Genomic DNA, 25,210 nt, shown 5'->3' with positions numbered 1-25,210 from the left:
CTGGTTCAGCCCTTGGCATCCCCCACCGGCAGGCGGATGTTGCGTAAGGCGAGGGCGGCAACGAGACCAACTGCGGCGATGAGGGCGGCTGTCAGGAACAGCGGATGGAAGGCGGACTGGTAGATGCTTCCAAGCAGGTGCCTTGCGGTGTCCGGCAGGGCCGCTGTCTGTGCAGGCGACAGTTTTTCCAGATGCTCGACACCCGGCACCTCGCCCATGTGGCGGCCGAGGCCTGCGGAGAGGATTGCGCCATAGATCGAGATGCCGATGGAGGCGCCGCCGATGCGGGTGAGGGTGACGCTGCCGGTGGCCGCGCCCACGTCCCGCCTGTCTGCCGCATTCTGCACGCCCAGCACGGGCACCTGCTGGCCGATGCCGACACCGATGCCCTGCGCCAGCATGATGAGCCCCAGCAGGATGGTGGGGGTGTTGCTGCCGGTGAAGCTGTAGGCCAGAAGCATGATGACCCCGGTCAGCGTCGAGAGCACGGAGAAGATCTTGTAGTTGCCCGAAGCGGACATCAGCCTCCCGGCGGAAAGCGAGCCGATGGCGATGCCGGCTGTCAACGGAATGAAGAATACGCCGGCAGCCGAAGGGCTGAGGCCAAGGCCCGACTGCAGGTAGAGCGCATAATAGGTGACCAGACCAATGCCGATGGCGCCGCTTGCCGCCGAGATGGTCAGGAGCAGGCAGATCTGGCGGTTGCGGAAGAGCGAGAGCGGCAGCACCGGTTCCGGCGCGCGCCTTTCCACCAGGATGAGGGCAACGAGGGCCAGCATGCCGGTGCCGAGAACCGCAAGGGCGGTGGGCGACAGAAGCCCGCCGAACAGTTCCGAGCCATCGGCCCACAACACGATGCTGCCCGTTACCATGGCGGCCAGGATGGCGCCCGGATAGTCGATCTTCGGCTTCCGGTCCGGCCGCTTGTAGGGCAGCATGATCGCAAGGGCGGTGAGGACGATGATGCCGACCGGCAGGTTGATGAAAAAGATCGAGCGCCAGCCGAACAGATCGCTCATGGTGCCGCCCAGCACCGGGCCGATGGCACCGGAGAGCATCAGCACGAGGCTGGAATAGCTCTGGTAGCGGGCCCGCTCGCGCGGGGCGAAGAGGTCGGCGTTGATCGAGAAGATCGTCACCATGATGCCGCCCCCGCCAAGGGCCTGCAGCACGCGCGCGGCAATCAGCGTGTTCATGGAGACGGCAAGGTCACAGGTGAGCGAGCCAATGGTGAAGATGGCGATGGCGGCCAGCATCACGTATTTGCGCCCGAACAGATCACCCAGCTTGCCATAGACCGGCATCACGGCGCTGGAGGCGAGAAGATAGGCGGATGCCACCCAGCCGAACCGCTCGATCTGGCCAAATTCGCCGACGATGGTCGGCAGGGCCGTGGCGACGATCTGGTTGTCCAGCGTCGCCATGAAGACGCCCATCAGCAGGAACAGGAAAATGATGATCCTGCGCGGGTGGGGTGGTCTTTCAGGCGGGGTGGTGTGGGGAAGAGCCGCTGATGCAGCCGCACCGGCTTCAAGCTCTGCCGGCTCCGTAAGATGTTTGTTCATGGCAATGGCGCGTCCAGAGATTCTGCCCCTTGCGGAAAACCCCGCAGTCCCTCGGGCGAATGATTGCGAAAATATGTGCTTTTCGCATATATGTGTCAATGTCAAATAAGTGACAAGTGCACGCAGCGGGATTATGCTGGTTTTGGGATCGATACAGGCAGGGGATGACGGAGCAGATGGCAGATCAGGACCGCGGACGGCAGGAAGAGGATTTCGCGCTGATTTCCGCAAGTCTCGGCCGCATGCGCATGATGATCGGCCGCCGCATCATTGGCCGCATCGCCCTGCAGCAGACCGAGCCGGGGCTGGAGCTGACCCATCTGGATGTCATCGACGCCGTGCGCCGCCGCGCGCCGGACGGCGAGGTGACGGTCGGGGCGATTGCCGAATTCATCCGGGTGGACCCCTCCCGCAGCAGCCGGCTGGTGGCGGATCTGGTGCAGCGCGGCCTGTTGCGCCGGACTGTGTCGCAGGAGGATGCGCGCCGCAGCGTCGTGGAGTTGACGGAGCGCGCCCACGAGTATTTCCGCGTTGCCGACCGGGTGAAGCAGGGCTTCATCCGCGACATCACCGCAGACTGGAGCGCGGAGGATCTCGACAGGTTCGCCATTCTGCTCGACCGTTTTGTCACGGGACTGGAAGAGCGCTCGCGCCTGCCGGGGGATGCCGGCTGAGCAGGCTTGCAGGCCGCCGCCCCCTGACAGGCCCCGGCACAGGGCCGGGGCGGCGCGGAGGATGCGTTATTCTGCGATGACGATTTCCAGCGGACGCGGGTGAGACAGGAAGTCGAGATGGCTCATGGAATAGCCATAGGCGCCTGCGAGCCCGACGACGAAGAGATCGCCGATATCGGCCGCTTCCAGATGCACGGGGGTTGCCGTCAGCTTGTCGGCGGAATTGCACAGGGCGCCGCCAATGAAGGCGGTTTCATTGCGCACCGACTGCTGGCCATCGAACACGGCGGGGGCATCCATGCGCACCACGTCCACCGGATGATTGATTTTCAGCGCGATGGGGCGGCGGAAATGGTGTGAGCCGCCCTGGCAGACGATCTGCTTCATGCCGACGCTGGTCTTGATGTCGACGATCTCGGTGCAGTACCAGCCGCTGTCGGCTGTGAGATAACGCCCCAGTTCCAGCACGAAGTGGCGTCCGGCAAAGCCGTGTTCCGCGATCAGCGCCGTCAGGCGCGCCGCATAGGCTTCCGGCTGGAAGCCGCGGCCGGTTTCCAGATAATCGATGCCGAAGCCGCCGCCGAAGTCGATGGTGCTGCATTTGAGGCCGGGCACGCGGGCTTCGGTTTCCTTGGCCAGCTCGAACACACGGCGGCAGTTTTCCAGAAGATCATCCAGCTGCAGCACGCCGGAGGCGGAATAGACATGCAGGCCCCGGAAGGCGAGATGGGGCAGGGCGGCGATCTGCGGCAGCTGGCCGAAATAGAGTTCCTGATCGATGCCGAACTTGGAGCTGTCGCCGGAGAAGCTGGCCTGCGCATCATGCACATGGAAGTTGGGGTTGACCCGGACGAGGATCTCCTGCGTCACGCCTTGGCGGGCGCAGATCTGCTCCAGCCGGTGCGCCTCGGTCAGCGATTCCACATGCACCAGCTTGATGCCGGTCGAGACCGCCCATTCCAGCTCTTCCGGCGACTTGCCGGGGCCGGTGAAGACGATCTGCTTCGGCGCAAAGCCCGCCTCCAGCGCCTTGCGGCCCTCGCCAATGCTGGCGATTTCGACGCCTGCCACATCCGCCGCCAGAGCCGCCTTGAGGAACGAGCCGTTCGGGTTGGCCTTCATCGCATAGAAGATGCCGACTTCCTGCGGCAGCGCGGCCTTGAGGGCGGCAATCTTGGCCTTCATGACCGTGAGGTCATAGACGAAGAAGCTGCGGCCATTGGTCTTGTCCGCGCCAAGCTTTGCGATGGACTGGCGGACATGGGCAGGAAGAAACATGGATGAAGCCCCTCGGGGTTGCGTGCCGTCCTGTGGATGTTCCTCTGGCTGGCTCCGCATCTTATGGCGCTTGCAAGGCTGCCTTCACCCGGAACTGGGTGCGATAGGCATGGCCTTGACGGGCGGCAGGGCGCGGGGGAGGGGCTTGAGGGGCCACCGGCTGGTTTTCAGCCTGTGATAGACCGCCTTGCCCTTCCGATGCCAGCCATTTTTACGGGAATCTGCAGAAGCATTTTGTCCGCAAGAGTGGGGTTTGATCCGGATAGCCAGCCAGGTGCGAAGTCCTCTCCTTCGAGGCGGGGCTTCTGGATTAACGCGTTAGGCTTTGACGCCGCCCGCGGTGATGCATCTGATCTGTGGCAGAGCCTTTCCGCCCCCCTCCCCACGAGGGTTACTGCATGCACACATCGTGCTTTGAGCCGGAGAGGGTGTGGTCTGGTTATTCCGGCACGGCGTTTCAGCCCCCCTCCCCCTCGTGGGGAGGGGTTAGGGGTGGGGGGAAAGCATTTCAGTCTGGCAGAGTGTCCATTGGTTCCGGACAGCCGTTCTTCTTGATGTCGCTCCAGGCATCTATCTGTCTTTCATATAGTTTTCGGCTCAGAGCCCCCCACCCCTTACCCCTCCCCACCAGGGGGAGGGGGCGGCAGGCGTCCTCCCGAAAAGCAAACGCCTCATTGCGGGCAGTTTCCGAACCTGATGTGTGAAACCGGTAGCCACCAAGGGGAGGGGGGCTGATACGCCGCACCAGAATGACCAGACTGTGGGCGTTCCCCAAGCTGTTTCCGGCTTCAAGCACTCTATCTGCCTGCATGCCGTCTCCCCAGCAGCGCGAGAGCCGCAGGGGCAGGCTAAGCGAGGATTAGCCTGCCTCTCCGGCATCCAGATCCGCGAAGGTCTTGCCCTCGGCGGCGAGGCGGACGATCAGGGGGGCGGGGCGCCAAAAGTAGGCGTCGTCTGCCGAGAGGCGGTTGATGTCGTCCAGCACCGAGGCAATGCCCACCGTATCGGCATAATGCAGCGGGCCGCCGCGCCAGCGGGGGAAGCCGTAGCCGGTGAGCAGCACCGTGTCGATGTCCGATGCCCGGCGGGCGATGCCCTCTTCCAGCACGCGGGCGGCCTCGTTGATCATCGCCGCCATGTAGCGGCGCTGGATCTCGTCCGCCGTGAAGCTGCGCGGGGTGATGCCGGCCTCCTTGCGGGCCTCCTCCAGCAGGGCGAGGATTTCCGGGTCCGGGCGGCCCTTGGGGCTCTGTTCATCATAGATGTAGAAGCCGCGCCCGGTCTTCTGGCCGAGCCAGCCCCGGTGATAGAGCCCGTCCGCAAAGGTCACCACCCGCTCTTCCGGCGGGCGGGTGGGCGCGCGGCGCTGGCGGGAGGCATAGCCGATGTCGATGCCCGCCAGATCCGAAACCTGGAACGGCCCCATGGCAAAGCCGAAGTCCGTCAGCGCGGCATCGATCTCGTAGGGGCTGGCCCCGTCCATCATTGTGTAGTCGGAGGCAAGCCGGTACTGCATCATCAGCCGGTTGCCGATGAAGCCGTCGCAGATGCCGGAATAAACGCCGGTCTTGCCGAGCTTGCGGGCCAGATCGAAGGCACGGGCGACATGGGCTGGAGCGGTCTTTTCCGCCACCACGATCTCCAGCAGCCGCATCACATGGGCGGGGGAGAAGAAGTGAAGGCCGATCACGTCCTGCGGGCGCGAGGTGACGGCAGCGATGGCATTCACATCCAGATAGGAGGTGTTGGTGGCCAGCGTTGCGCCCGGCTTGGCGATGGCGTCCAGCTTGCGGAACACGTCCGTCTTCACCTCAAGGCTTTCGAACACCGCCTCGATGATGATGTCGGCCTGTGCCAGCGCCTCATAGGTGGTGGCGGTTGTCAGCTTGACGCTGAGGATCTCATCGCGCTGCTCGGCGCTCAACTTGCCGCGGGCGACGGCGCCGTCGAGATTGCGGGCGATGGTCGCGCGTGCCTTGTCGGCAAAAGCCTCCTCGCGCTCGATCAGGGTGACGGGCAGACCGGCCAGAAGCGCTGCGGTGGCAATGCCTGCGCCCATCGTGCCGCCGCCGATGACACCGGTGGAGGCATAGGGCGGCGGGGTCAGCCCGGCGATTTCCTTCACCTGCGCGGCCTTGCGCTCGGCAAAAAAGGCGTGGATGAGGGCGGCGCGTTGGGGTGTCTGCATCAAGTCAAGGAAGCGCTTGCGCTCGGCGGCGAGGCCCTCCGTCCGGTCCATGCGGGTGGCATCTTCCACCGCGTCGATAGCGGCCAGATGCGAGACCTCGCCACGGTTGCGGGCGCGCACCTTCTTGCGGGCAGCCTCGAAGACGGAAGTTTCTGCAACAGGACGGGGGCGCAGGCCGGAGGCTACGGGGCGGCCGGCAGAGCCTTCTGCCACGGCGCGGACCTTGTCCTTTGCCGCTGACAGCAGGTCAGCCGCAGGCACCACGGCATCCACAATGCCGAGGGACAGCGCTTCGGCAGCGCTCACCTGACGTGCGGTGGTGATGATGTCGAGGGCGGCTTCCACGCCCGCAAGGCGCGGCAGGCGCTGGGTGCCGCCAGCGCCGGGCATCAGGCCCAGCGTCACTTCCGGCAGGCTGACCCTGGCCGTCTCAGAAGCAATGCGCAGATGGGCGCCGAGGCCGACTTCGCAGCCGCCGCCGATGGCAGCGCCATTAAGGGCTGCTGCAACGGGCTTGGCGCTGTCCTCGATGGCATTGATCACATCCGGCAGATAGGGGGGCTGCGGCGTCTTGCCGAATTCGGTGATGTCGGCACCGCCGACGAAGATGCGGCCCGCGCCGGTGATGACGCCGGCAACGGCATTGTCATCCGCCGCCAGCCGCGCCACCGCCTCCAGCAGCCCGGCCCGCACCGCCTGCGACAGCGCGTTGACCGGCGGGTTGGCGATGGTGATCACGGCAATGCCGTCCTGAACTTCATATGAAACGGGAGTGGTCATTGCGCCCCTCTGTTCTCTCTCCGCATGCCGGCGCAACTTGCATGACCGGCGCCGCAAGTTCAACCAGCCAGAGGGGGGATGCTGCCGAAAGCGATGGGGTGTTCGGTGCTCCGCCTGTTGCAGGGGCTAATCATGAACTGGCCTTTTCCGAAAGGCCCGCGGTCATCCCGCTGCCGGATCCCGGTTTCTGGTCAGTCCGGATTTACTGCCGTTTGAAGGCGCCGGGTGTGATGCCGAACTGTTTTCTGAAGGCGGACGCGAAATGGCTGATGTTGGTATAGCCCAGATCTGCCGCAACAGCAGAAACCGATCCGTCACCGCGCATGAGCCGCAGGCGTGCCGCCTGCATGCGCTCCTGCTGGAAGAGCTCATAGGGGCTTGTGCCGAAAAGCCGCCGGAAGCCGCGCGTCAGCGTCGGGACACTGAGGCCTGCTTCCCGGGCAAGGCACGACAGAACAGGTGGCAGGCTCAGGTCAGCCAGAAGCCTGTCACGGACCTGAAGCAGTTTGTGCCGGGCCGCCTCCGGCAGCCTGGGGTCCGCGGGCCGTCCGCGCGCTTCCAGAAAAAGACCAACAAGCAATGTGCTCTGTGCCTGCAGCCAAAGTGGATGGCGTCCCGTGGTGCCGTCTGCCCCGGTCCCGCGCAGAGCTTCGGCAAGCGCATGGGCCGCGGCGAGCAATTCTCCGCTGCGGTGCCCGTCCAGAAAACCGCCGGACCGCAGGATGTGCGACAGGCCCGGATCAACCTCTGCAGCCCATCCTGAAAACACATCCGGCCGCACCACGACCGACAGGTTCTGCAAGCTGCCCTTCTGCCGGTAGATTCCCCGCCGTCCCGGGCCGTACTGGATGGTGCCGCTGTTGTCCCGGATCTCGTGCTCTGCGGGCTTGCTGGCGTCAAATATGCAGCTTGCTCCACCCTTCATGCCGCAACTGAAACTGAAATAGATGCGGTCGGCATCGTCCATCAACGGCAGCTCTACGGTTTGCTCGAAAATGCCCTGCCAGAGGATCAATTCAACACCATCCTGCAGCTTGTGAACTTGGCACCGGAGACTGCCGCAGCCAGCAGGGACGGATGGATGAAGCTTGGAAAGTGCAGCCGAAACAGGGACGTGAGTGCGGTGTCCGTTCGGCGCAGGAGGCTGTGTGTTGGGCATGAACCGGTGCATGTGAGTGTTGCGGGGTGATCTTTGATCCGATCCGGGCGGATCGGGGTCAATATATTTGATAAAAATACTCCGGTTTTTCTCGGGGTAATGCAAGAGATCCAAATGCGCACTGAACGATTCCTCCGGTCTGTCTCCTGGCAGGCTCTTTCTCTCCTGGTGCTGCTGCCAGCTGCTGCGGTTTTTCCCAGTGCTGCGGCGGCGCAGAACGCAGGGAGTGCTGCCGGATCCGGAAAGGGGAGCACCACGCAGCTTGACCGGATCGTGATCACCACGACCAACCAGGCCTCAGTCAGCAATCCTGAGATCAGCGGGGATGAACTGGTTCAACGCCGCCTGGAGACCATCGAAGAGGTGCTGGCCGAAACACTGGGCGTCTCGATCAATTCCTGGGGCGGCAATCATCTTACATCGGTTTCCATTCGCGGTGTCGGCGGCATGTATCCCATGAGCCTTGATGACAGCATGGTCACCCTGTCTGTGGACGGCAGTCCGGTCAGCGCGCGGCACTTGGGGCTGGGTACGCTGGATGTTGAGAGCGTCAGCATCTTGAAAGGGGCTCAAGGTACGGCCGGAGCTGCGGCAGGTGCCGCCGGCACGGTCGTTATTGAAACACGGAAGCCCTCGCAGGAATTCTCTGGCTATGTTTCCAGTGAAATTGGCACGGATCTGCAGCGTCTCGTGGAAGGGGCAGTAGGGGGAGGAATTACCGAAACCCTGAGCGGCCGTCTTGCCTTGCGCTACTCAGGGTCTGATCACTGGGTCCGCAACAGCCAGACGGGTGATCCCGTGAGCAACCCGCAGCAACTCGCCGGGCGTGGCAGCTTGTTGTGGGATGGTGGCAACGGCACATCAGTGCAGGTGACGGGAGAGCGGGAGGACAGCCGTGAAACGCCAACCCTGCTGATGCTGAAACCCTATGCCGGGAGGCCTTCGCTCGATCTGCCCTCTCATTTCTTCGATAAGGTGAACAAGGTCGCCAGCCGCTATGGGCTGAAGGCTACGCATGATTTTTCCAGTGCGCGGTTCACTTCTGCCACCTCCTACACCGGGTCGTCGGCCACCGAACTTCTCGTCTACGATCAGAACCTGATGACCGCCTTGTATGGCTCTCCTTCAATCTACTGGACCCGTGAGCGGGCTGAGGAGCATGTGGTCAATCAGGATTTCCAGCTTTCGTCGTTGCCGGATGCCGGCATGCCATGGACAGTAGGTCTGTTTGGAGAACATGCGGCCCGGTCGTTCGACACCTGTGCCTATGGACGGGTTTGCAGTTCCTTCCGTGACTTCACCACAGACCGGCTTGGCGCCTATGGCAATGTCACTGTTCCGGTGGGCGAGAAGCTGAAGGTGGATGCAGGTCTACGATATATCTGGAGCGAAACGGATTTTGACGCCGACTACTACCGTACGGGCTCACTGGAGCGGGATAGCCGCAAGCTTCGCGAGGATGCCCTGACCGGGAAGCTTGGCCTGACCTATCAACTGCTGCCAGAAACCGAAATCTATGCCCGCTATGCTAGGGGCTTCACGCCTGGCGGGTTTAATATCTTCGGTGCGCAGGTTGCTGATGGCACCCCTTACCGGGGAGCAAAGCTGAACACGATCGAGGCAGGGTTCAATTCCAGTTTCGCTGATGGGCTTTTCTCGGTCAGCGGCACAGCCTTTGCCAACTGGGTGAAGGATAACCATCTTCTGTCCTATGACAGCGCCACTTTCGTGGTGAGTGCCCTCAATGCGAAGACGCGCAGCTATGGCACGGAACTGGAAGCGACCTGGAGCCCTGCCGGCGGTCTTTCCCTGACAGCAGGTGTTGCCTATATCGACGCCCGGATCGAAACGAGTGTCTTCGGCATTGGTGATGGTGACGTGCTGGCGGGCAACACTGTGCCGGACGTTGCTCCGTGGAGCTTCCACGCCAATGCCTCCTATTCACTGGAGCTGCCGGACATCCTGGGGCTGACGGCGCCGCAGCTCAACACCAGCATCAGTTACCGATACATGGCCGAGCGCTCTGCGAACCCGCAGAACAGCCTTGATCTGGGCGACTACCACAAACTGGACGCACGCGCTGCGCTCACTCATGGCGGTACGGAGTTCTATGTCCGGGGCGATAATCTTCTAGATCAGAAATATGACCTCTACGGCTATTTCGCATCGGCTTCAGGCACGGCCTATGGCGCTGCCGCCCGGGGGCGGTCGGTCTTCGCCGGCTTCACACACAAGTTTTGACCGGAGCTGATATCCATGAATTCTTCGGTCAGCTCTGCGCCCGGCCTCATCCATGCGGATCTGACCGGGGAAGATCAGAGTATAGGTATGCGCGTATGGCTTCTGATGAGCACGCTCTACACCACCCAATTCCTCAGCCTTGGATTTTTCCTCGTTACGCTCACCGCGATCCTGAGAGAACAGAATGTTCCGATCGGGACGGTTGGCCTGGTCTATCTGCTGGGCCTTGTCTGGCCTCTGAAGCCGCTCTGGGCCCCATTGATCGACCGGATTTCCTTCGGGCGCCCGGGGCATTACCGGGTCTGGCTGCTTCTCTGCCAGTCACTGGTTGTCATTCTGCTCGTAAGCATCGGACAGCTTGATCCGGGTGCCGATTTTGGCCTGGTCTTCGGACTTTGTTTCCTTGTCGCGCTCTCGTCTGCTACGCAGGATGTCGCCATTGATGGTCTGGCCTGCCGTCTGTTGCCACCCGCAAGGCGCGGCCTTGCCAATGGGGTGCAGATGGCGGGCGGACTCATCGGCAATCTGCTGGGTGGCGGCGCCATGCTCATGGCCTACCCGCATCTCGGCTGGCGTGGCTGCCTGCTGGCGCTCGCTGCTGCCACGGCCTTACCCGTTGTGCAGTTGCTGTTCTTCCGGGAACCGCTCTGGCCCCGTTCGCACCTGTCTGTTGGTGCGCTTTTCCTGCGGGCCGGACGTTTCTGGCGGCAGCCGGGCAAGGGCGGGTGGCTGGGGCTTCTGGTGCTCTTCCCCGTAGGTAATGGTATTGCTTACGGCATTATGACACCGCTTCTGGTCGATGCCGGCTGGCCGCTGGAGCGGATCGGGCTCCTCGCCAACACCTTCGGGTCCCTCGCCGGAATTGCTGCGGCGCTGGCGACGGGCTGGCTGGCCGGGCATGTCAGCCGCAGACGCCTGCTGACGGGTGCGGCGGTCGTGCAGGTTGCCGGAGTGCTGGCGCTTGCCATTCCAGCGGCAGGTTACACGGGTGAGATCGCAGGCGGTGCCGCAGTCATCCTGTTCTTCTGCTGTTACAATCCGGCAAGCACCGTTCTGGCCATTCTCATGATGGACTATGCTTCGGCCGGAAGCCCGGCAACGGACTACACGCTGCAGTCCAGCCTCAACCAGCTGGTGTCCATCATGATGATGTCGGCTGGTGCGGCGCTCGTGCCCATGACCGGATATGGCGGCGCCGTCGCTGCCGGTGCCATCGCTGCGGTTTGTGCCGCGCTCCTTTCCTTCAGGCACCAGCTGCCAGAACAGGCCGCGAGCCGGGCATGAATCTGTTTCGCGGCGCAGGAGACCTGATCTCCATTCTGAGACCCGTGCAGCGGGGGCTGGCCGGTGCCATCCTGCTCTCCGTCTTGAGCGGTTTTCTGAGCCTTGTCAGTCTGGGGTTTGTTGCGCTGGCGCTCGCTTTGCTGGCGGGGCAAATGCTGGCCGATGCCTTCATCCTGGCGGGGGGTGGTCCGGTGCAGTGGGCCTTTGCGGGCGCAGCGGTATTTTTGGCGGGGGGCTTCCTGTTGCGGCTGCAATCCTTTGATCTGTCTCACAAAGCGGCTTTCCGTCTGGAGCGGCTGTTGCGTGAGAACCTGATTGCCCATCTGGCACATGTCCCGCTGGGCGTGGTCAACCGCTTCGGAAATGCTGCGCTTGCCAAGGTCATTCATGAGGACGTCAAGGAGCTGCATATTCTTGTGGCTGACAGCATTCCGCTTGCCGCTCGTGCCTATCTGTTGCCGCCGTTGACGCTGGTGCTGTTGTTCGTGCTGGATTGGCGTCTGGCTCTGGCAGCGCTGCTGGTCCTGGCAGCCGGGCTTGGCATCATGGCCTATGCCATGCGTGACTACCGGCAGATGACAGGGCTTTATAACGCGGCGCGGGAGGAGGTGACGCTGGCGATCACTGAATTCGTGCAGGCCATGCCCGTCGTGCGTACCTTCGATGGCGGCAGCGCCAGTTTCGGCCGGTATCAGGCCGCGCTGGACCGGCATCTGGAGGTGGTCAGCCGTTGGTACCGGGAGGCCGGCTTTTCGGCGCGCTTTTCCCTCGCAGCACTCAATCCTCTGCCGACGCTGATCGTTCTGCTGGGTGCTGGCGTGCTGCTTCAGGCGTATGGACTGCTCGTCATGCCTCGCTGGCTGGCTGTGCTGCTGACAGGATCCGGCATGGCGGAAGCCGTGATGCCGATGATGATGCTCAACCACATGGTCAACAAGGCGCGCCTCGGCATGGCTCGCATCGGCGACGTGCTGGCGCTGCCGCAGCTGCAGCATCCGACGCCTGCGGCTGCGCGCAGTCCGGTCGGGGCCGGGGTCGAGGTGCGGGAGGCCAGTTTCTTCGGCAGCAGGGGGGAGCGGGTTCTGGACCGGGTCAGTTTTTCGGCCGCGCCTGGCACGGTAACAGCTCTCGCCGGGCGCTCCGGCAGCGGCAAGACAACGCTCATGCGTCTTCTCTGTCGGTTTGATGATGTCTCTTCCGGAGCGATCACGATCGGTGGCGTGGATCTGCGGGACATGGGTCAGGACGTTCTTGCGGGGCAGATTTCGATAGTGTTTCAGGACAATCACCTGTTCTCCGGCACGATCGCTAGCAACATCTGTCTGGGCATGGGCGACGTTCCGCAGGATGAGATGAAGGCCGCGGCCCGGCTGGCGCAATTCCATGATTTCGCAATGAGCCTGCCGCAGGGCTATGCAACACCCGTAGGGGAGCGGGGAGCGAGCCTTTCCGGCGGGCAGCGCCAACGGGCAGCCATCGCCCGGGCGCTGCTGCAGGAGAGGCCTGTTCTTGTTTTGGACGAGGCAACCGCCTATGCCGATGCGGAAACCGAGGAAGCGCTGATCGCCGCACTTGCGGCTGTGCGCGGCCGGAAGACACTGATTATTGCAGCTCACAGGCTGCAATCGATCCGTCATGCGGATCAGATCCTGTTTATGGAAGGCGGCAGGCTGACCGAATGCGGCAGCCATGATCAGCTGATGGCCGCGCAGGGGGGATATGCCCGGATGTGGCGCAGCCAGATGAATTTCCCGCAAGGAGCCAGGGCGCTGTGACCGGGGATGATACAAAGCTGAGCCCCGCACAGCGGAGCGGTGTGCTGCTGACCTTCCGCAAACTCATGGACCATGCAGGTGTCAATGCGCCGCGTCTGCGCCGCAGCCTTGCGGGAATGGTGCTGGCAGCATTGATGCAAGGGCTTGCCTTCGCCTGCCTGTTGCCGGCTTTCAGCGCGCTGCTGGCCAGTCAGGACGCCTACGCTGCGGCCCGGTGGACCGGCGGAATGAGCGTCCTGATGCTGGCGGCCGCCTTGCTGCGGTGGCAGGCCCAGGCCTTTGATTTCGATGGCCACATGACGGCTGCCGTCCATGACTTGCGCCTTCGCATCGGAGCACAGCTGCGGCGTATGCCGCTGCTGCGGGTCGCGGACCGGCGCAGCGGAGAGATGCATGCCACGCTGCTGGGGGATGTGGATGATGCGCTTGGTCTGGCACTGACTGCGGCCAATCTCTTGGCATCTGCCCTCGTGACACCTGCCGCCGCGTTTCTTTGTGTTTGCCTGTATGATGTCAGGCTGGGGCTTGTGCTGTTCATCTGCTTTCCGGCGCTGTTTCTGCTCTACCGGTGGCAGTCGCCAGCGCTGGGGCAAGCGCGTGATGTGCTCGCGGCGGCCCAAAGGCGGGTCAGCGCCGGGATTTCCGAATACATGCAGGGCCTTCAAGTTCTGCGTACCTGCCGCTGCGAAGGCGAAAAGGCGGCGGCCTTGCGCAGGGAACTAGCCAATCTTGAGACATTGCAGCTTGAGCATAGGCGCAAGGTTGGCGGGCCAAATGCCGTGACCGTTGCTGTGATAGAAACGGCGTGCCTGGCGCTTCTGTGGGCGGGTACATTTATGAGCGGCGGCGGGATGGAGCAGGTTGCGGTGCTGGCTGCGGTTTCCGTCATGCTGGCGCGGTTTTCCGGTCCCATGGGGGATGCTGTCAGCTACACGGTTCTGCTGTCCATCATGGACAGCGCGCTCCGGCAGGCGGAGGACATTCTCAACGCGCCGCCCCTGCCGCAATTACAGCCGCACCTGATGCCGCAGGGCCATGATGTATCATTTCGCAACGTCACTTTCCGCTATCAGACTGGCGGCAACCCGGCACTGGCAGAGTTCACGGCGGATTTTCCGGAAGGGACAGTGACGGCTCTGGCAGGCCATTCCGGCTCCGGCAAGTCGACGGTTGCCCGCCTCCTGCAGAGGCACGCTGATCCGCAGTCCGGTAGCATCGCCATCGGCGGCACGGATCTGCGCCACATGCCGCCCGAAGCGCTAAACCGGCTTGTCTCCGTGGTGTTTCAGGATGTGCATGTCTTCGGCCTTTCGCTTTACGATAACATCGCCATGGCCCGCCCCTCGGCCTCGCGCGCCGAGGTGGAGCGGGCGGCCGGGGCGGCGCAGTGCCTGGACTTCATTGCCCGCCTGCCGGAGGGCTGGGAGACGCGGCTTGGCGATGGCGGCCATTCTCTGTCCGGCGGGGAGCGTCAGCGCCTCTCCATCGCCCGTGCCATTCTCAAGGATGCACCGCTTCTCATTCTGGATGAGGCAACGGCGGCGCTTGATCCGGAAAGCGAACAGGCGGTGCAGACTGCGCTCGAATGGCTGATGAGGGGACGCACCACGCTTGTCATCGCCCACCGTCTGCACACGCTACGGCATGCACATGAAATTCTGGTGCTCAAGCACGGACGACTGGCCGAAAGGGGCACGCATGACGCGCTTCTGGCATCGCGCGGGGCCTACCATGGTCTTTGGCACGCTCAAGCCAGGGAGAAATCCTGGGCTGCGTCCTGATTGATGGCATTTCCTTTACCGCGAGCGCTTGTCCGCCGGTTTGCGTTCCAGCCTTTCGTAGGCGCCCAGGATGAAGCGCTCGGCCTGTAGCAGATAGGCCTCGAGTTTTGCCGCAGCGCCCTTGGCGTCGCCTGCGGTCAGCAAGCCAAGGATGATCTGGTTCTGGTCCACATAAGGCCCATGCAGATATTCCGGATCGTGCAGAAGGCCGAAGACGAGACGCAATTCGGCGGAAACCTGCGCATAGAAGGCGGACAGGCGGGGGCTGTCGGCGAGCTCCACAATGGCCGAATGGAAGGCGATGTCGGCGCTGCCGACGCTGAGCCATTCGCCGGCTTCACGGTGGGCGCGGGCGGCGTCAATGGCGGCCTGCATCTTTGCCACGGCCGGGTGCAGCGGATGGGCGCTGGCAAGGGCAGGGCATTCGATCAGGCGGCGGATGCGGTAGATATCCACAATCGTGGACATGTCCGGCGTGACGACAAAAACACCCCGGTTCGCCTCGTGCCGCAGCAGGCCTTCCTTGGTGAGCAGGCGGAACACTTCGCGCAGGGTGTTGCGGGAAACCTGCATGGCTTCGCACAGCTGCACTTCCGACAGATGGCTGCCCGGTGTCAGCACGCCGTCGATGATCTTCTGCCGCATGCGCCCGGCAATCACGTCCGCCAGAGGTTGCGCCTGTTCGTCTGCCGGGGCCGCAAGGCCTGCCGGAGCGGGTTTCTTCATGTGTGCTCCCTGCGGAATGGCTGCCCCGCCACCCTCTCCCATCCGTTTGCCCGGTGCCCGCGTTTGTCTGATGTCCGTGCCGGGTCCGGAGAATCGGATATCCGCGCAAGGTATGAGGCACTGCGCACCGCTTCAAGCGGCATGCGCAGGCCTTCGGGCGCCTCTGCTGCCTGCATGTGCAAACCTGCAGTATTTGCTAAAATTGTAGGCGTCAACATGCCGCATTGCAGTGCAATACAATAAAATTGTTCAACAATATGGACAGACCTGTTTGCCTTTGCTACGCCTTGAAGCAAGGGGAGGGCCGTGCTGTCCTCCTGTCAGGGTTGCGTGGCAAGGCAGGGCAGATGCGGGTGATCGACCTCAACAGCGATCTGGGCGAGAGCTTCGGTGCATGGACCATGGGCGATGACAGCGCGATGCTGGACATCGTCAGCAGCGCCAATGTGGCCTGCGGTTTCCATGCGGGCGATCCGGCCGGTATCCTGCGCACCCTGAAGGCCGCTGCCGCGCGCGGCGTCACGGTTGGCGCCCATGTGGGCTACCGCGATCTGGCCGGTTTCGGCCGCCGCACCATGGACCCGTCCAGCGAAGAGCTGACCGGTGACGTGATCTACCAGATCGGTGCCCTCAAGGGGCTGGCGGCGGCTGCGGGGACGCAGGTCACCTATGTGAAGCCGCATGGCGCACTCTACAACACCATCGCCTTTGATGCCCGGCAGGCCGCTGATGTCATCCATGCCATCAAGGCGGTGGATCCCTCGCTGGTGCTGGTGGCGCTGGCAGGCTCGCCGCTGATCGCGCAGGCCCGTGCGGCCGGCCTGGACGTGGTTGGCGAGGCTTTTGCCGACCGGGCCTACACGCCGGATGGCAAGCTGGTGTCACGCCGCGAGGCTGGCGCCGTGCTGCATGATCCGGAGCTGGTTGCCCGGCGGATGCTGCAATTCGTCACGGAAGGAACCGTGGAAGCCATTGACGGCAGCCTTGCCCCTGTTGATGCCCGGTCCATCTGTGTGCACGGGGACAGCCCGGATGCGGTCGCCATGGCCCGCCGGGTGCGCGAGGTGCTGGAGGCAGCCGGCCACCGCATTGCCCCCTTTGCAGCAGCAGGCAAGGCCTGAGATGCCGGCGCGCCGGTCCATGCGGGTGCTGATGCTGCGCGAGGGCGCAGTGCTGCTCGAACTCGCCAGCCTTGATGTGACGCTTGCCCTGTTCGATGCGCTGGAAGCCGATCCGGTGGCCGGGGTGCTGGAGATCGTTCCGGCGGCCCGGACGCTGCTGATCAGCCATGATCCGCTGACCATTTCTGCCGAACAGGTGGCCGCCGAGGCTGTGGTGCGGCTGGGCATGCCCCGCAAGGCGGGGGCAGCCGAGGTGGTGGAGATTCCCGTCCGCTATGACGGGGAGGATCTTGCCGATGTGGCGGAGCTGCTGGGCATTTCCACGCAAGAAGTGATCCGCCGCCATGTGGAGGCTGAGTATCTCGTCGCCTTCACCGGCTTTGCGCCTGGCTTTGCCTATCTCAGTGCGCCTGACGCGGATTTGCATGTGCCGCGCCGCGCCTCGCCGCGCACCCATGTGCCTGCGGGCGCCGTGGGGCTGGCGGGCGAATTCAGCGGCATCTATCCAAAGGTCAGTCCCGGCGGCTGGCAGCTGATCGGCACGACACCGCTCGCCATGTTCGATCTGACCCGCAAGCCTGCCGCGCTGCTGCAGCCGGGCCAGCACGTGCGGTTCCACGACATGGCGGAAGCCACGGTTCACCCGGTGGCGAAGATCCCCGCAGAAGACGCAACGGCTGCCGCCGCCGTGCCGCAAGGCGGGATTGAAGGCCTGCATCTCGACGTGCTGAGTGCCGGGCTTCCTGCGCTGTTTCAGGATCATGGCCGTCCCGGACTGGCAGCGCAAGGCATCAGCCGCTCGGGCGCGGCGGACCGGGCCAGCCTGTCGCTGGCCAACCGCATTACGGGTAATCCGGCAGACGCGGCAGCTCTCGAACTCGCGCCAGCCGTCTTCTCCTTCCGCGTGAGCGGCCGTGCCGTGATCGCGGTGACGGGCGCGGAGCGGGCCATCACCATCCAGCCGGAGCGCGGTCCACGCATTTCCGGGCCCATGAACCGGCCTCTGGCGCTGGAGCCGGGCGACCGCGTGACGCTGGAAGCGCCCACGGCGGGCCTGCGCAGCTATCTCGCCTTGCGCGGCGGTTTTGCGGTTGAACCGGTGCTCGGCAGTGCTTCGGCAGATACGCTGGCGCAGATCGGTCCTGCTGCGGTGATGTCCGGGGCGCGGCTGCGGGCGGCATCCGGGATGAAGCGCTCCGCCGTCGAGCCAGAGGCGCTTTCCGCCTTCGCCATGCCGCGCGCCGGGGAAACCATTGTGCTGGACGTGGTATTGGGGCCGCGCACGGACTGGTTCACGCCTGCCTCTGCCGAACAGTTCCTGAACGTTTCGTGGGCCGCGACCTCGCAGGCAAGCCGCACAGGCCTGCGCCTGTCAGGGCCGGTGCTGGAGCGGGCTGTCACGGGCGAGTTGCCGAGCGAAGGTACGCTGCGCGGGGCCATTCAGGTGCCTGCCAACGGCCAGCCGGTGCTGTTCCTTGCCGATCATCCGCTGACCGGCGGCTATCCGGTCATGGCCACGGTGGCGGCACATCATCTTGATCTGGCCGGGCAGATCCCTCCCGGTGCCTTCATCCGTTTCCGGGCCGTCCGTCCCTTCACGGCCTATTCCCTTTGCGCAGGTGACACTCCATGAAAAAAGTGCTGATTGCCAATCGCGGCGAGATTGCCGTGCGCATCATCCGGGCCTGCCGGGATTATGGCCTCGCTTCCGTGGCCGTCTACGCAGATGCCGATGCCGGGGCGCTGTTTACGGAATTTGCGGACGAGGCCTATGCCCTCAACGGCGCTTTGCCGAAGGACACTTATCTCGACATCGCCAAGCTGATCGCCATCGCCCGCCAGTCCGGCGCAGATGCGGTGCATCCGGGCTACGGGTTCCTGTCCGAGCGCGCCGAGTTCGCCCGTGCCGTGATTGACGCAGGCCTCACCTGGATCGGGCCGGACCCGCAGGTGATCGAGGTGCTGGGCGACAAGCTGCAGGCCCGGCGCATCGCCCAGAAGGTGGGCGCACCGCTGGTGGCGGGCAGCGAGGGCGCGCTGTCGAGTGCTGCCGAAGCGCTGGCCTTTGCCCGTCAGTTCGGTATGCCGCTGGCCATCAAGGCTGCCCATGGCGGCGGCGGGCGCGGGATGAAGATTGCCTGGCATCTGGACGAGGTGGAGGACCTGTTCGAGTCCGCCACCCGCGAGGCTGTTGCCGCCTTTGGCCGGGGCGAGTGCTATGTGGAGCAGTTCCTCGACCGCCCGCGCCACATTGAGGCGCAGGTTCTGGCCGACAAGCATGGCAATGTGGTGGTGGTGGGCACCCGCGACTGCTCCCTGCAGCGCCGGAACCAGAAGCTGGTGGAGGAGGCGCCCGCGCCCTTCCTCAGCGCCGCACAGCGCCAGACGATCCACCGGGCCGCGCGCGATATCTGCGCGGAGGCCGGCTATTCCGGCGCCGGCACGGTGGAATTCCTGCTGAGCACCGATGGGCTGATCTCCTTCCTAGAAGTCAACACCCGTCTTCAGGTCGAGCATCCGGTGACGGAGGAGACCACGGGGCTTGATCTTGTGATCGAGCAGTTCCGCATCGCCGGGGGACAGCGGCTCTCCTTCGCCACCACGCCGGAGCCGAGGGGGCATGCGTTCGAGTTCCGCATCAACATCGAAGATCCGGGCCGGGGCTTCCTGCCGTCCGCCGGTGAAATCCGCCGCTGGCGGGAGCCTTCGGGCCCCGGCGTGCGGGTGGACAGCGGTGTGGAGACCGGTTCGCTCATTCCGCCGATGTTCGATTCCCTTTGCGCCAAGCTGATCGTGCGCGGTCCCACCCGCGACAAGGCCATTGCCCGCGCCCGCCGCGCCCTGGCGGAATTCGTCATCGAGGGCGTGCCCTCGGTGCTGCCGTTCCACCGGGCGGTTCTGGAGCATCCGGACTTTACCGGTGCCGACTTCGAGGTCCACACCCGCTGGATCGAGACAGACTTCGCCGGAACCCTGGAGGAAGCGGCCCGCCCGGATGCGCCCGCCACCCGTCCGCTGCTGCGGGGCCGGATCGAGATTGATGGCCGTCTGGTCGAGGTGGGTATCCCCGATGGCTTTCTGCGCCTTCTGGGGGCGGCGGCTCCCGTTGCCGGGGATGGCGGCGAGGAGATCGAAGACGCTGGCGCCGTGCGGGCGCCTGTCGCCGGAACGCTCGCCCATTGGGCCGTTGAGGAAGGGGCCGCCGTCGAGGAGGGGGCCGTCCTTGCCATGATGGACGCCATGAAGATGGAAACCGCCGTCACCGCGCCCTGTTCCGGGCGTATCACCGGACTTGCTGCCGCAGGCTCCACGCAGGCTGCCAATGCAATCCTTGCCCGTATTTCGCCCGCAGTGGCACAGCCGGAGGCCAAGGCATGACGCTTTCAACGAGCCCGGAAACCCCGCAGGCCGCAGCGCCGCTCCTGACCATCGAGGGCCTGACCGTCCGTTTCGGCAGCACAAAGGTCATTGAGGATCTGTCCTTCTCGGTTCAGCCGGGCCGCACGGTTGCGGTGGTGGGCGAATCCGGCTCCGGCAAGTCGGTCACCTCCCTCTCCGTCATGCGCCTTGCAGACATGATGGGCGCGCGCTTCGATGCGGGGCGCATTCTCTTCGGCGGCCGCAATCTGCTGGAAACCTCCCAGAAGGACATGCGCAGCATTCGCGGCAAGGAGATCGCCATGATCTTCCAGGAGCCGATGACCTCGCTCAATCCGGTCTTCACCATCGGTGACCAGATCAGCGAAGTGCTGATGCTGCATGAAAAGAGCAGTAAGGCGGCAGCCCTTGCCGAAGCGCAGCGCCTGCTGGAAATGGTGCGTCTGCCCGATGCTGCCGAGCAGTTGAAACGCTATCCGCACCAGCTCTCCGGCGGCATGCGCCAGCGGGTGATGATCGCCATGGCGCTGGCTTGCCGCCCCAAGCTGCTGATCGCCGACGAGCCGACGACGGCGCTGGACGTGACCATTCAGGCACAGATCCTCAACATCCTGCGGGACCTGCAGAAGGAACTCGGCATGGGGATGATCTTCATCACCCATGACATGGGCGTCGTCGCGGAAATGGCCGATGACGTGGTGGTGATGTGGAAGGGGCGCAAGGTGGAAGAAGGTCCGGTGGGGCAGATCTTCAACAGCCCGCAGCATCCCTATACCCAGGCGCTTCTGGCCGCCGTGCCGCGCCTTGGCAGCATGACGGGGCAGGACTTTCCCAAGCGCCTCGCCGATCTTGCCGGTGCTGACGGCAGCATGGCGGGCAAGCAGGAGGAGCGGGTGCAGGACACCGCCCGCTATGACAGCGCGCCGCTCCTGTCGGTCAAGGACCTGTTCGTGCGCTTCGATGTGCGCCGCAATCTTCTGGGCCGCACGACGCACCGGCTGAGCGCGGTCTCCAACGTGTCGCTTGAGATCTATCCGGGCGAGACGCTGGCACTTGTGGGCGAGTCCGGGTCCGGCAAGTCCACCATCGGCCGCACCATCCAGCAGCTTCAGGAAGCCCAGTCGGGCGATATCCTGTTCGGCGGGCGCAGCTTTGCGCAGATGAGCCGGGCCGAGCGCCACGCCATGCGCCAGAAGGTGCAGTATATCTTCCAGGACCCCTTCGCCTCGCTCGATCCGCGCAAGACGGTAGGCTTCTCCATTGCCGAGCCGATCCACACCCACGGCCTGATCGCCGATCCCAAGGCCGTGCGCCGCCGGGTGGATGAGCTGCTGGAGCGCGTGGGGCTTGGGTCCGAGCATGCAGCGCGCTATCCGCACGAGTTTTCCGGCGGCCAGCGCCAGCGCGTGTGCATCGCCCGCGCCCTTGCCTCCAACCCGGAACTGATCATCGCCGATGAGGCCCTGTCGGCGCTGGATGTGTCGATCCAGGCGCAGATCATCAATCTCTTCATGGATCTGCAGGCCGAGCGCGGCCTCGCCTATCTCTTCATCAGCCACGACATGGCGGTGGTGGAGAAGATGAGCCACCGGGTCGCGGTGCTCTTTCTCGGCCAGATCATGGAAATGGGCAGCCGCCGCCAGGTCTTCGAGACGCCGGCGCATCCCTATACCCGCAAATTGCTCGCCGCTGTCCCGGTCGCCGATCCGTCGCGTCCGCGTGGCGGTGTGCTGATCGAGGGCGAAATCCCGAGCCCGGTCCGCCGGGTGGGGGACGAGCCTGCCATCCTCACCCACGAGGAAATCAGTCCCGGCCATTTTGCCGCCCGCGGCGCCTGACCGTGACCCGCAGACCCAAAGCCAATCAGCAGAGGACTTGGAAATGAAACTGAAGACATGGGGCATGGGCGTTGCCGCCCTTGCGCTGGCCATCTCCGGCGCATCCTTCACGGCACAGCCTGCATTTGCGGCTGGCAAGCTGACGATTTCCTCCCCGCAGGATCCAGGCAGCTGGGACCCGATCGACACCTTCCTCGTCGCCTGGGCCGCCGTTTCGACCAACATCTTTGAAGGCCTGACCTACCGCGGGCCGGACCTGAAACTGGTGCCGGGCCTTGCCGAGAGCTGGGAAGAGCTGGACGAGGGCAAGCGCCTCCGCTTCACCCTGCGCAAGGACGTGAAGTTCCACAACGGCGAACCCTTCAACGCCGCGGCCGTGAAGTTCACCTTCGACCGCCTGCTGGGCGAAGAAGGTGCCAAGGGCCCACAGCGCTCCAACTACATCGTCATCGACAGCGTCGAAGTCATCGACGACTACACGGTGGACCTGAAGCTGAAGAACCCGGATCCGGTGCTGCTGACCAAGCTGGCCGGCTATGGCGCCATGATCGTGCCGCCGCAGTATATCGCCGAGAAGGGCGAGGAGTTCTTCAACACCAATCCGGTCGGTACCGGCCCGTTCAAGTTCGTCTCCTACGCGCCCAAGGCCTCCATCTCGCTGGCGGCAAACCCGGATTACTGGGGCGGTGCGCCGAAGCTGTCCGAGCTGGAATACCGCTTCATCTCCGAGCCTGCGACGGCCGTTGCCGAACTGCAGTTCGGCCGCGTCGACCTGGTGATCCCGCCCACCATTCCGATCGGCATGATCCCCACCATCGAGAGCGACAACAACCTGGAGATCGTCAGCGTTCCCGGACCGACGGTGGATGCCCTGCGCTTCAACACCCGTGACGGCATCACCGCCGATCCGCGCGTGCGCAAGGCCATCATCATGGCCGTGGACCGCGCCGCGATCGTTCAGTCGATCCTCGCCGGTCAGGGCGCAGAGATCGCCAGCTTCCAGAGCGCTCTGTCCTTCGGTTACGACGCTGAGCTGAAGCCTCTGCCCTATGATCCGGAAGGCGCCCGCAAGCTGCTGCAGGAAGCCGGTGTCCAGGAAGGCGCCACGCTGCAGATCGATGTGCGCGGCAATGATGCGACCATGAACGAAGTGGCACAGGCCATTTCCTTCTACCTGCAGTCCATCGGCCTCAACGTCTCTGTTACTCCGCATGAGACCAGCACGCTGATCAACGACATCATCCCGCAGGGCAAGACCGGCGCGATGTTCCAGCAGAAGTGGGGCGGCTGGACCTTCGACTACGACAACACCGCTTACGCCATGTACCACACGGGCGAAAAGTGGAACCCGTATGACAAGGACGAGACGCTGGACAAGCTGCTGGAATCCCAGCGCCCGATGACCGACCGCGCAGAGCGCGAGAAGGTGCTGAAGGAAATCGGTGCCTATGTGGCCGACAAGGCGCTGGAGCTGCCGCTCTACAACACCAACGCCATCTACGCGATCAACAAGCGGGTGAAGGGCTTCGTGCCGGCGCCGGACACGCGCCTGAAGCTCAACGAAGTCACCGTCGAGTGACCTCATGACAGCGGCTGCCGCCTGCACGTGCGGGCGGCAGCTTTCCTGCCCTGAAGGAGAAGAACGTGGCCAGTTTCCTCATCAAGCGCCTGCTGCAGGCCATTTTCGTCGTCATAGCGCTGACGCTTGTCGTCTCGTTTGCCATCCGCCTCACCGGCGACCCTGCCGTGATGATGTTCCAGGGTGGCGGCAGCATGACGGAGGAAGACCTTGCGCGCATCCGCGCCGCACTGGGCACGGATCAGCCCTTCTTCGTGCAGTATTTCAGTTTCCTGAAAGGGCTGCTTACCCTTGATTTCGGCCGCAGCTTCGTGGGCGGCACGCCCGTGTCGCAGCTGATTGGCGCGGCACTGCCGGCAACCCTGCTGCTTGCCTTCATCTCCATGGCCGTGTCCATCGCCATCTCGATCCCGCTCGGCATCAAGGCCGCCATCTCTCGGGGCAAGGGCGTGGATCAGGTGATCCGCATCTTCTCGCTGATCGGCCTGTCCTTTCCGAATTTCTGGCTGGCCACGATGCTGGTGCTGCTCTTCGCCATCACCCTGCGTATCCTGCCGCCCAGCGGCATGAGCGGCATCGAGAGCTACATCATGCCGGCGCTGACCATGGGCGTCATCCTGACCGCCACCAACGTGCGGCTGGTGCGCACCGCCATGCTGGAAACGCTGCAGTCGCAATATGTGATGGTGGCCCGTGCCAAAGGCCTGAGCGAAAGCAAGGTGCTTTACAAGCACGCGCTGCGGAACTGCGCCATTCCGCTGATCACCTATTTCGGCCTGCAGTTCGGCGGGTTGCTCGGCGGCATCGTCGTCATCGAGCGGGTGTTCAACTGGCCGGGCCTTGGCTCTCTCGCCTTCGATGCTGTGGGGGCGCGAGACTATCCGCTGCTGCAGGGCGTCATCACGGTTCTCTCGCTGATGATCGTCGGCATCAACCTTCTGGTCGACATCGCCTACGGGCTGGTCGATCCCCGCATCCGGACGGAGTAAGCTCCATGGCTTCCGCAACCTCGCGCCTGTGGCGCTTCTCCAACCTTGAATTCGTGCTGGGCGCCAGCCTGACCACGGTGATCTGCCTTGCCGTCATCTTCTCCGGCCTGCTGTTTCCCGGCGGCGTGGACAAGATCGACTTCATGGCCCGCAATCTGGCGCCTTTCACCTCCTGGGCGCATCCGTTCGGCACCGATGCGCTGGGCCGCGACGTGCTGGCGCGGGTGGTGGCCGGCGGCAAGATCTCGCTGCTGGTCGGCTTCGTGTCGGTGGCCGGTGCCGTTGTCTTCGGCGTCATCATGGGGCTGATCGCCGGTTACTACCGGGGCTTCTGGGACATGGTGGTGATGCGCTTTGCCGATCTGCAACTCGCCATGCCCTTCATTCTGCTGGCGATCACCTTCATCGCCATCGTCGGCGGCAGCCTGACCAACACCATCATCCTGCTGATCGTCTCGCAATGGGTGCAATATGCCCGCCTTGTGCGCGGTTCGGTGCTGACCCTGCGCGAGCGCGAGTTCATCCAGTCCGCCAAGGCCATTGGCGTGCGTGACTGGCGCATCATCCTGCAGCATCTCCTGCCCAACCTGCTGGGACCGGTGATCGTGCTGATGACGCTGAACGTGGCCAACAACATCCTGCTGGAAAGCAGCCTCACCTTCCTCGGCCTTGGCGTTGACCGCACGGTGCCGAGCTGGGGCGGCATGCTGGCCGATGGCCGCACCTATCTGCAGACGGCGTGGTGGATCAGCGTATTCCCCGGCCTTGCCATCCTGCTGACGGTGCTGGGCCTCAATCTTCTCGGCGACTGGCTGCGTGACAGCCTCGACCCCACCGGACGCAGCACGAGGTAA

General features: G+C 64.2%; 17 protein-coding genes. 12 read left to right on the top strand and 5 right to left on the bottom strand.

The genetic code is table 11. The annotated features are described in order from the left end of the window. Positions 1 to 5 precede the first annotated feature (5 nt). Positions 6 to 1,565, bottom strand: a complete 1,560-nt coding sequence (locus tag IF10I1_RS03765; RefSeq protein WP_208977559.1) for an MDR family MFS transporter — start codon at positions 1,563 to 1,565, stop codon at positions 6 to 8. Between the two features lie 176 nt (positions 1,566 to 1,741). On the opposite strand from IF10I1_RS03765, the gene IF10I1_RS03760 reads away from it, so the two are divergent. Continuing rightward, positions 1,742 to 2,239 (top strand): MarR family winged helix-turn-helix transcriptional regulator, encoded by a 498-nt coding sequence (locus IF10I1_RS03760; protein WP_197717518.1) that lies wholly within the window; start codon positions 1,742 to 1,744, stop codon positions 2,237 to 2,239. Between the two features lie 66 nt (positions 2,240 to 2,305). Here IF10I1_RS03760 and IF10I1_RS03755 read toward each other — a convergent pair whose 3' ends face one another. The 3 genes from IF10I1_RS03755 to IF10I1_RS03745 form a co-directional block, all read right to left on the bottom strand. Beyond that, entirely contained in the window at positions 2,306 to 3,517 is a 1,212-nt protein-coding gene (locus IF10I1_RS03755) for an alanine racemase (RefSeq protein WP_058899168.1), read from the bottom strand. Positions 3,518 to 4,376: 859 nt separating this feature from the next. Next, positions 4,377 to 6,485 (bottom strand): 3-hydroxyacyl-CoA dehydrogenase NAD-binding domain-containing protein, encoded by a 2,109-nt coding sequence (locus IF10I1_RS03750; protein ID WP_186424366.1) that lies wholly within the window; start codon positions 6,483 to 6,485, stop codon positions 4,377 to 4,379. A gap of 202 nt (positions 6,486 to 6,687) precedes the next feature. After that, positions 6,688 to 7,758: an AraC family transcriptional regulator gene (locus IF10I1_RS03745; RefSeq protein ID WP_208977560.1), complete on the bottom strand. Its 1,071-nt coding sequence runs from the start codon at positions 7,756 to 7,758 to the stop codon at positions 6,688 to 6,690. On the opposite strand from IF10I1_RS03745, the gene IF10I1_RS03740 reads away from it, so the two are divergent. From IF10I1_RS03740 to IF10I1_RS03725, 4 genes are all read left to right on the top strand, one after another. After that, entirely contained in the window at positions 7,759 to 9,885 is a 2,127-nt protein-coding gene (locus IF10I1_RS03740) for a TonB-dependent receptor (RefSeq protein WP_186391234.1), read from the top strand. Positions 9,886 to 9,972: 87 nt separating this feature from the next. Further along, positions 9,973 to 11,169: an MFS transporter gene (locus IF10I1_RS03735; protein WP_186415633.1), complete on the top strand. Its 1,197-nt coding sequence runs from the start codon at positions 9,973 to 9,975 to the stop codon at positions 11,167 to 11,169. Then, complete coding sequence (locus IF10I1_RS03730) at positions 11,166 to 12,944, top strand: ABC transporter ATP-binding protein (protein WP_186391232.1); 1,779 nt, start codon at positions 11,166 to 11,168, stop codon at positions 12,942 to 12,944. Before IF10I1_RS03735 ends, IF10I1_RS03730 begins: the two co-directional genes overlap by 4 nt. Next, entirely contained in the window at positions 12,941 to 14,725 is a 1,785-nt protein-coding gene (locus tag IF10I1_RS03725) for an ABC transporter ATP-binding protein (RefSeq protein ID WP_208977561.1), read from the top strand. Before IF10I1_RS03730 ends, IF10I1_RS03725 begins: the two co-directional genes overlap by 4 nt. A 15-nt stretch (positions 14,726 to 14,740) precedes the next feature. Here the strand turns inward: IF10I1_RS03725 and IF10I1_RS03720 are convergent, their stop codons facing one another. Continuing rightward, positions 14,741 to 15,451, bottom strand: a complete 711-nt coding sequence (locus IF10I1_RS03720) for a GntR family transcriptional regulator (RefSeq protein ID WP_094463368.1) — start codon at positions 15,449 to 15,451, stop codon at positions 14,741 to 14,743. A 347-nt stretch (positions 15,452 to 15,798) separates the two neighbouring features. On the opposite strand from IF10I1_RS03720, the gene IF10I1_RS03715 reads away from it, so the two are divergent. The 7 genes from IF10I1_RS03715 (at position 15,799) to IF10I1_RS03685 (ending at position 25,210) form a co-directional block, all read left to right on the top strand. Next, the gene (locus IF10I1_RS03715; protein WP_186424365.1) at positions 15,799 to 16,572 is read left to right on the top strand and encodes a LamB/YcsF family protein; all 774 of its coding nucleotides are present in this window, start codon (positions 15,799 to 15,801) and stop codon (positions 16,570 to 16,572) included. 1 nt (position 16,573) lies between these two features. Beyond that, positions 16,574 to 18,205 carry a 5-oxoprolinase/urea amidolyase family protein gene (locus IF10I1_RS03710; protein ID WP_186424364.1) on the top strand — a complete coding sequence of 544 codons (1,632 nt, stop codon included), beginning with the start codon at positions 16,574 to 16,576 and terminating at the stop codon, positions 18,203 to 18,205. Next, positions 18,202 to 19,950 (top strand): biotin carboxylase N-terminal domain-containing protein, encoded by a 1,749-nt coding sequence (locus tag IF10I1_RS03705; protein ID WP_186391229.1) that lies wholly within the window; start codon positions 18,202 to 18,204, stop codon positions 19,948 to 19,950. Before IF10I1_RS03710 ends, IF10I1_RS03705 begins: the two co-directional genes overlap by 4 nt. Beyond that, positions 19,947 to 21,788, top strand: coding sequence for an ABC transporter ATP-binding protein (locus IF10I1_RS03700; protein WP_186391228.1), 1,842 nt, complete (start codon positions 19,947 to 19,949; stop codon positions 21,786 to 21,788). The genes IF10I1_RS03705 and IF10I1_RS03700 overlap by 4 nt, the downstream gene beginning before the upstream one ends. A 43-nt stretch (positions 21,789 to 21,831) precedes the next feature. Then, entirely contained in the window at positions 21,832 to 23,367 is a 1,536-nt protein-coding gene (locus IF10I1_RS03695; RefSeq protein WP_186391227.1) for an ABC transporter substrate-binding protein, read from the top strand. A 65-nt stretch (positions 23,368 to 23,432) separates the two neighbouring features. Next, complete coding sequence (locus IF10I1_RS03690) at positions 23,433 to 24,356, top strand: ABC transporter permease (protein ID WP_186391226.1); 924 nt, start codon at positions 23,433 to 23,435, stop codon at positions 24,354 to 24,356. 5 nt (positions 24,357 to 24,361) lie between these two features. Continuing rightward, complete coding sequence (locus IF10I1_RS03685; RefSeq protein WP_019963881.1) at positions 24,362 to 25,210, top strand: ABC transporter permease; 849 nt, start codon at positions 24,362 to 24,364, stop codon at positions 25,208 to 25,210.

Origin of the sequence: Pannonibacter sp. I15F10I1 (genome assembly GCF_900185665.1) — a bacterium.
Taxonomy (GTDB): Bacteria; Pseudomonadota; Alphaproteobacteria; order Rhizobiales; family Stappiaceae; genus Pannonibacter; species Pannonibacter indicus.
The sequence above is the reverse complement of the archived record's forward strand: the minus strand, read 5'-3'. Positions and strand labels throughout refer to the sequence as shown.

Coding starts and splice junctions, on each gene's coding strand:
- IF10I1_RS03705 (WP_186391229.1), top strand. CDS start 18,202: ATGAAAAAAGTGCTGATTGCCAATCGCGGCGAGATTGCCGTGCGCATC.
- IF10I1_RS03700 (WP_186391228.1), top strand. CDS start 19,947: ATGACGCTTTCAACGAGCCCGGAAACCCCGCAGGCCGCAGCGCCGCTC.
- IF10I1_RS03765 (WP_208977559.1), bottom strand. CDS start 1,565: ATGAACAAACATCTTACGGAGCCGGCAGAGCTTGAAGCCGGTGCGGCT.
- IF10I1_RS03755 (WP_058899168.1), bottom strand. CDS start 3,517: ATGTTTCTTCCTGCCCATGTCCGCCAGTCCATCGCAAAGCTTGGCGCG.
- IF10I1_RS03740 (WP_186391234.1), top strand. CDS start 7,759: ATGCGCACTGAACGATTCCTCCGGTCTGTCTCCTGGCAGGCTCTTTCT.
- IF10I1_RS03685 (WP_019963881.1), top strand. CDS start 24,362: ATGGCTTCCGCAACCTCGCGCCTGTGGCGCTTCTCCAACCTTGAATTC.
- IF10I1_RS03735 (WP_186415633.1), top strand. CDS start 9,973: ATGCGCGTATGGCTTCTGATGAGCACGCTCTACACCACCCAATTCCTC.
- IF10I1_RS03695 (WP_186391227.1), top strand. CDS start 21,832: ATGAAACTGAAGACATGGGGCATGGGCGTTGCCGCCCTTGCGCTGGCC.
- IF10I1_RS03750 (WP_186424366.1), bottom strand. CDS start 6,485: ATGACCACTCCCGTTTCATATGAAGTTCAGGACGGCATTGCCGTGATC.
- IF10I1_RS03710 (WP_186424364.1), top strand. CDS start 16,574: ATGCCGGCGCGCCGGTCCATGCGGGTGCTGATGCTGCGCGAGGGCGCA.
- IF10I1_RS03730 (WP_186391232.1), top strand. CDS start 11,166: ATGAATCTGTTTCGCGGCGCAGGAGACCTGATCTCCATTCTGAGACCC.
- IF10I1_RS03715 (WP_186424365.1), top strand. CDS start 15,799: ATGCGGGTGATCGACCTCAACAGCGATCTGGGCGAGAGCTTCGGTGCA.
- IF10I1_RS03720 (WP_094463368.1), bottom strand. CDS start 15,451: ATGAAGAAACCCGCTCCGGCAGGCCTTGCGGCCCCGGCAGACGAACAG.
- IF10I1_RS03760 (WP_197717518.1), top strand. CDS start 1,742: ATGGCAGATCAGGACCGCGGACGGCAGGAAGAGGATTTCGCGCTGATT.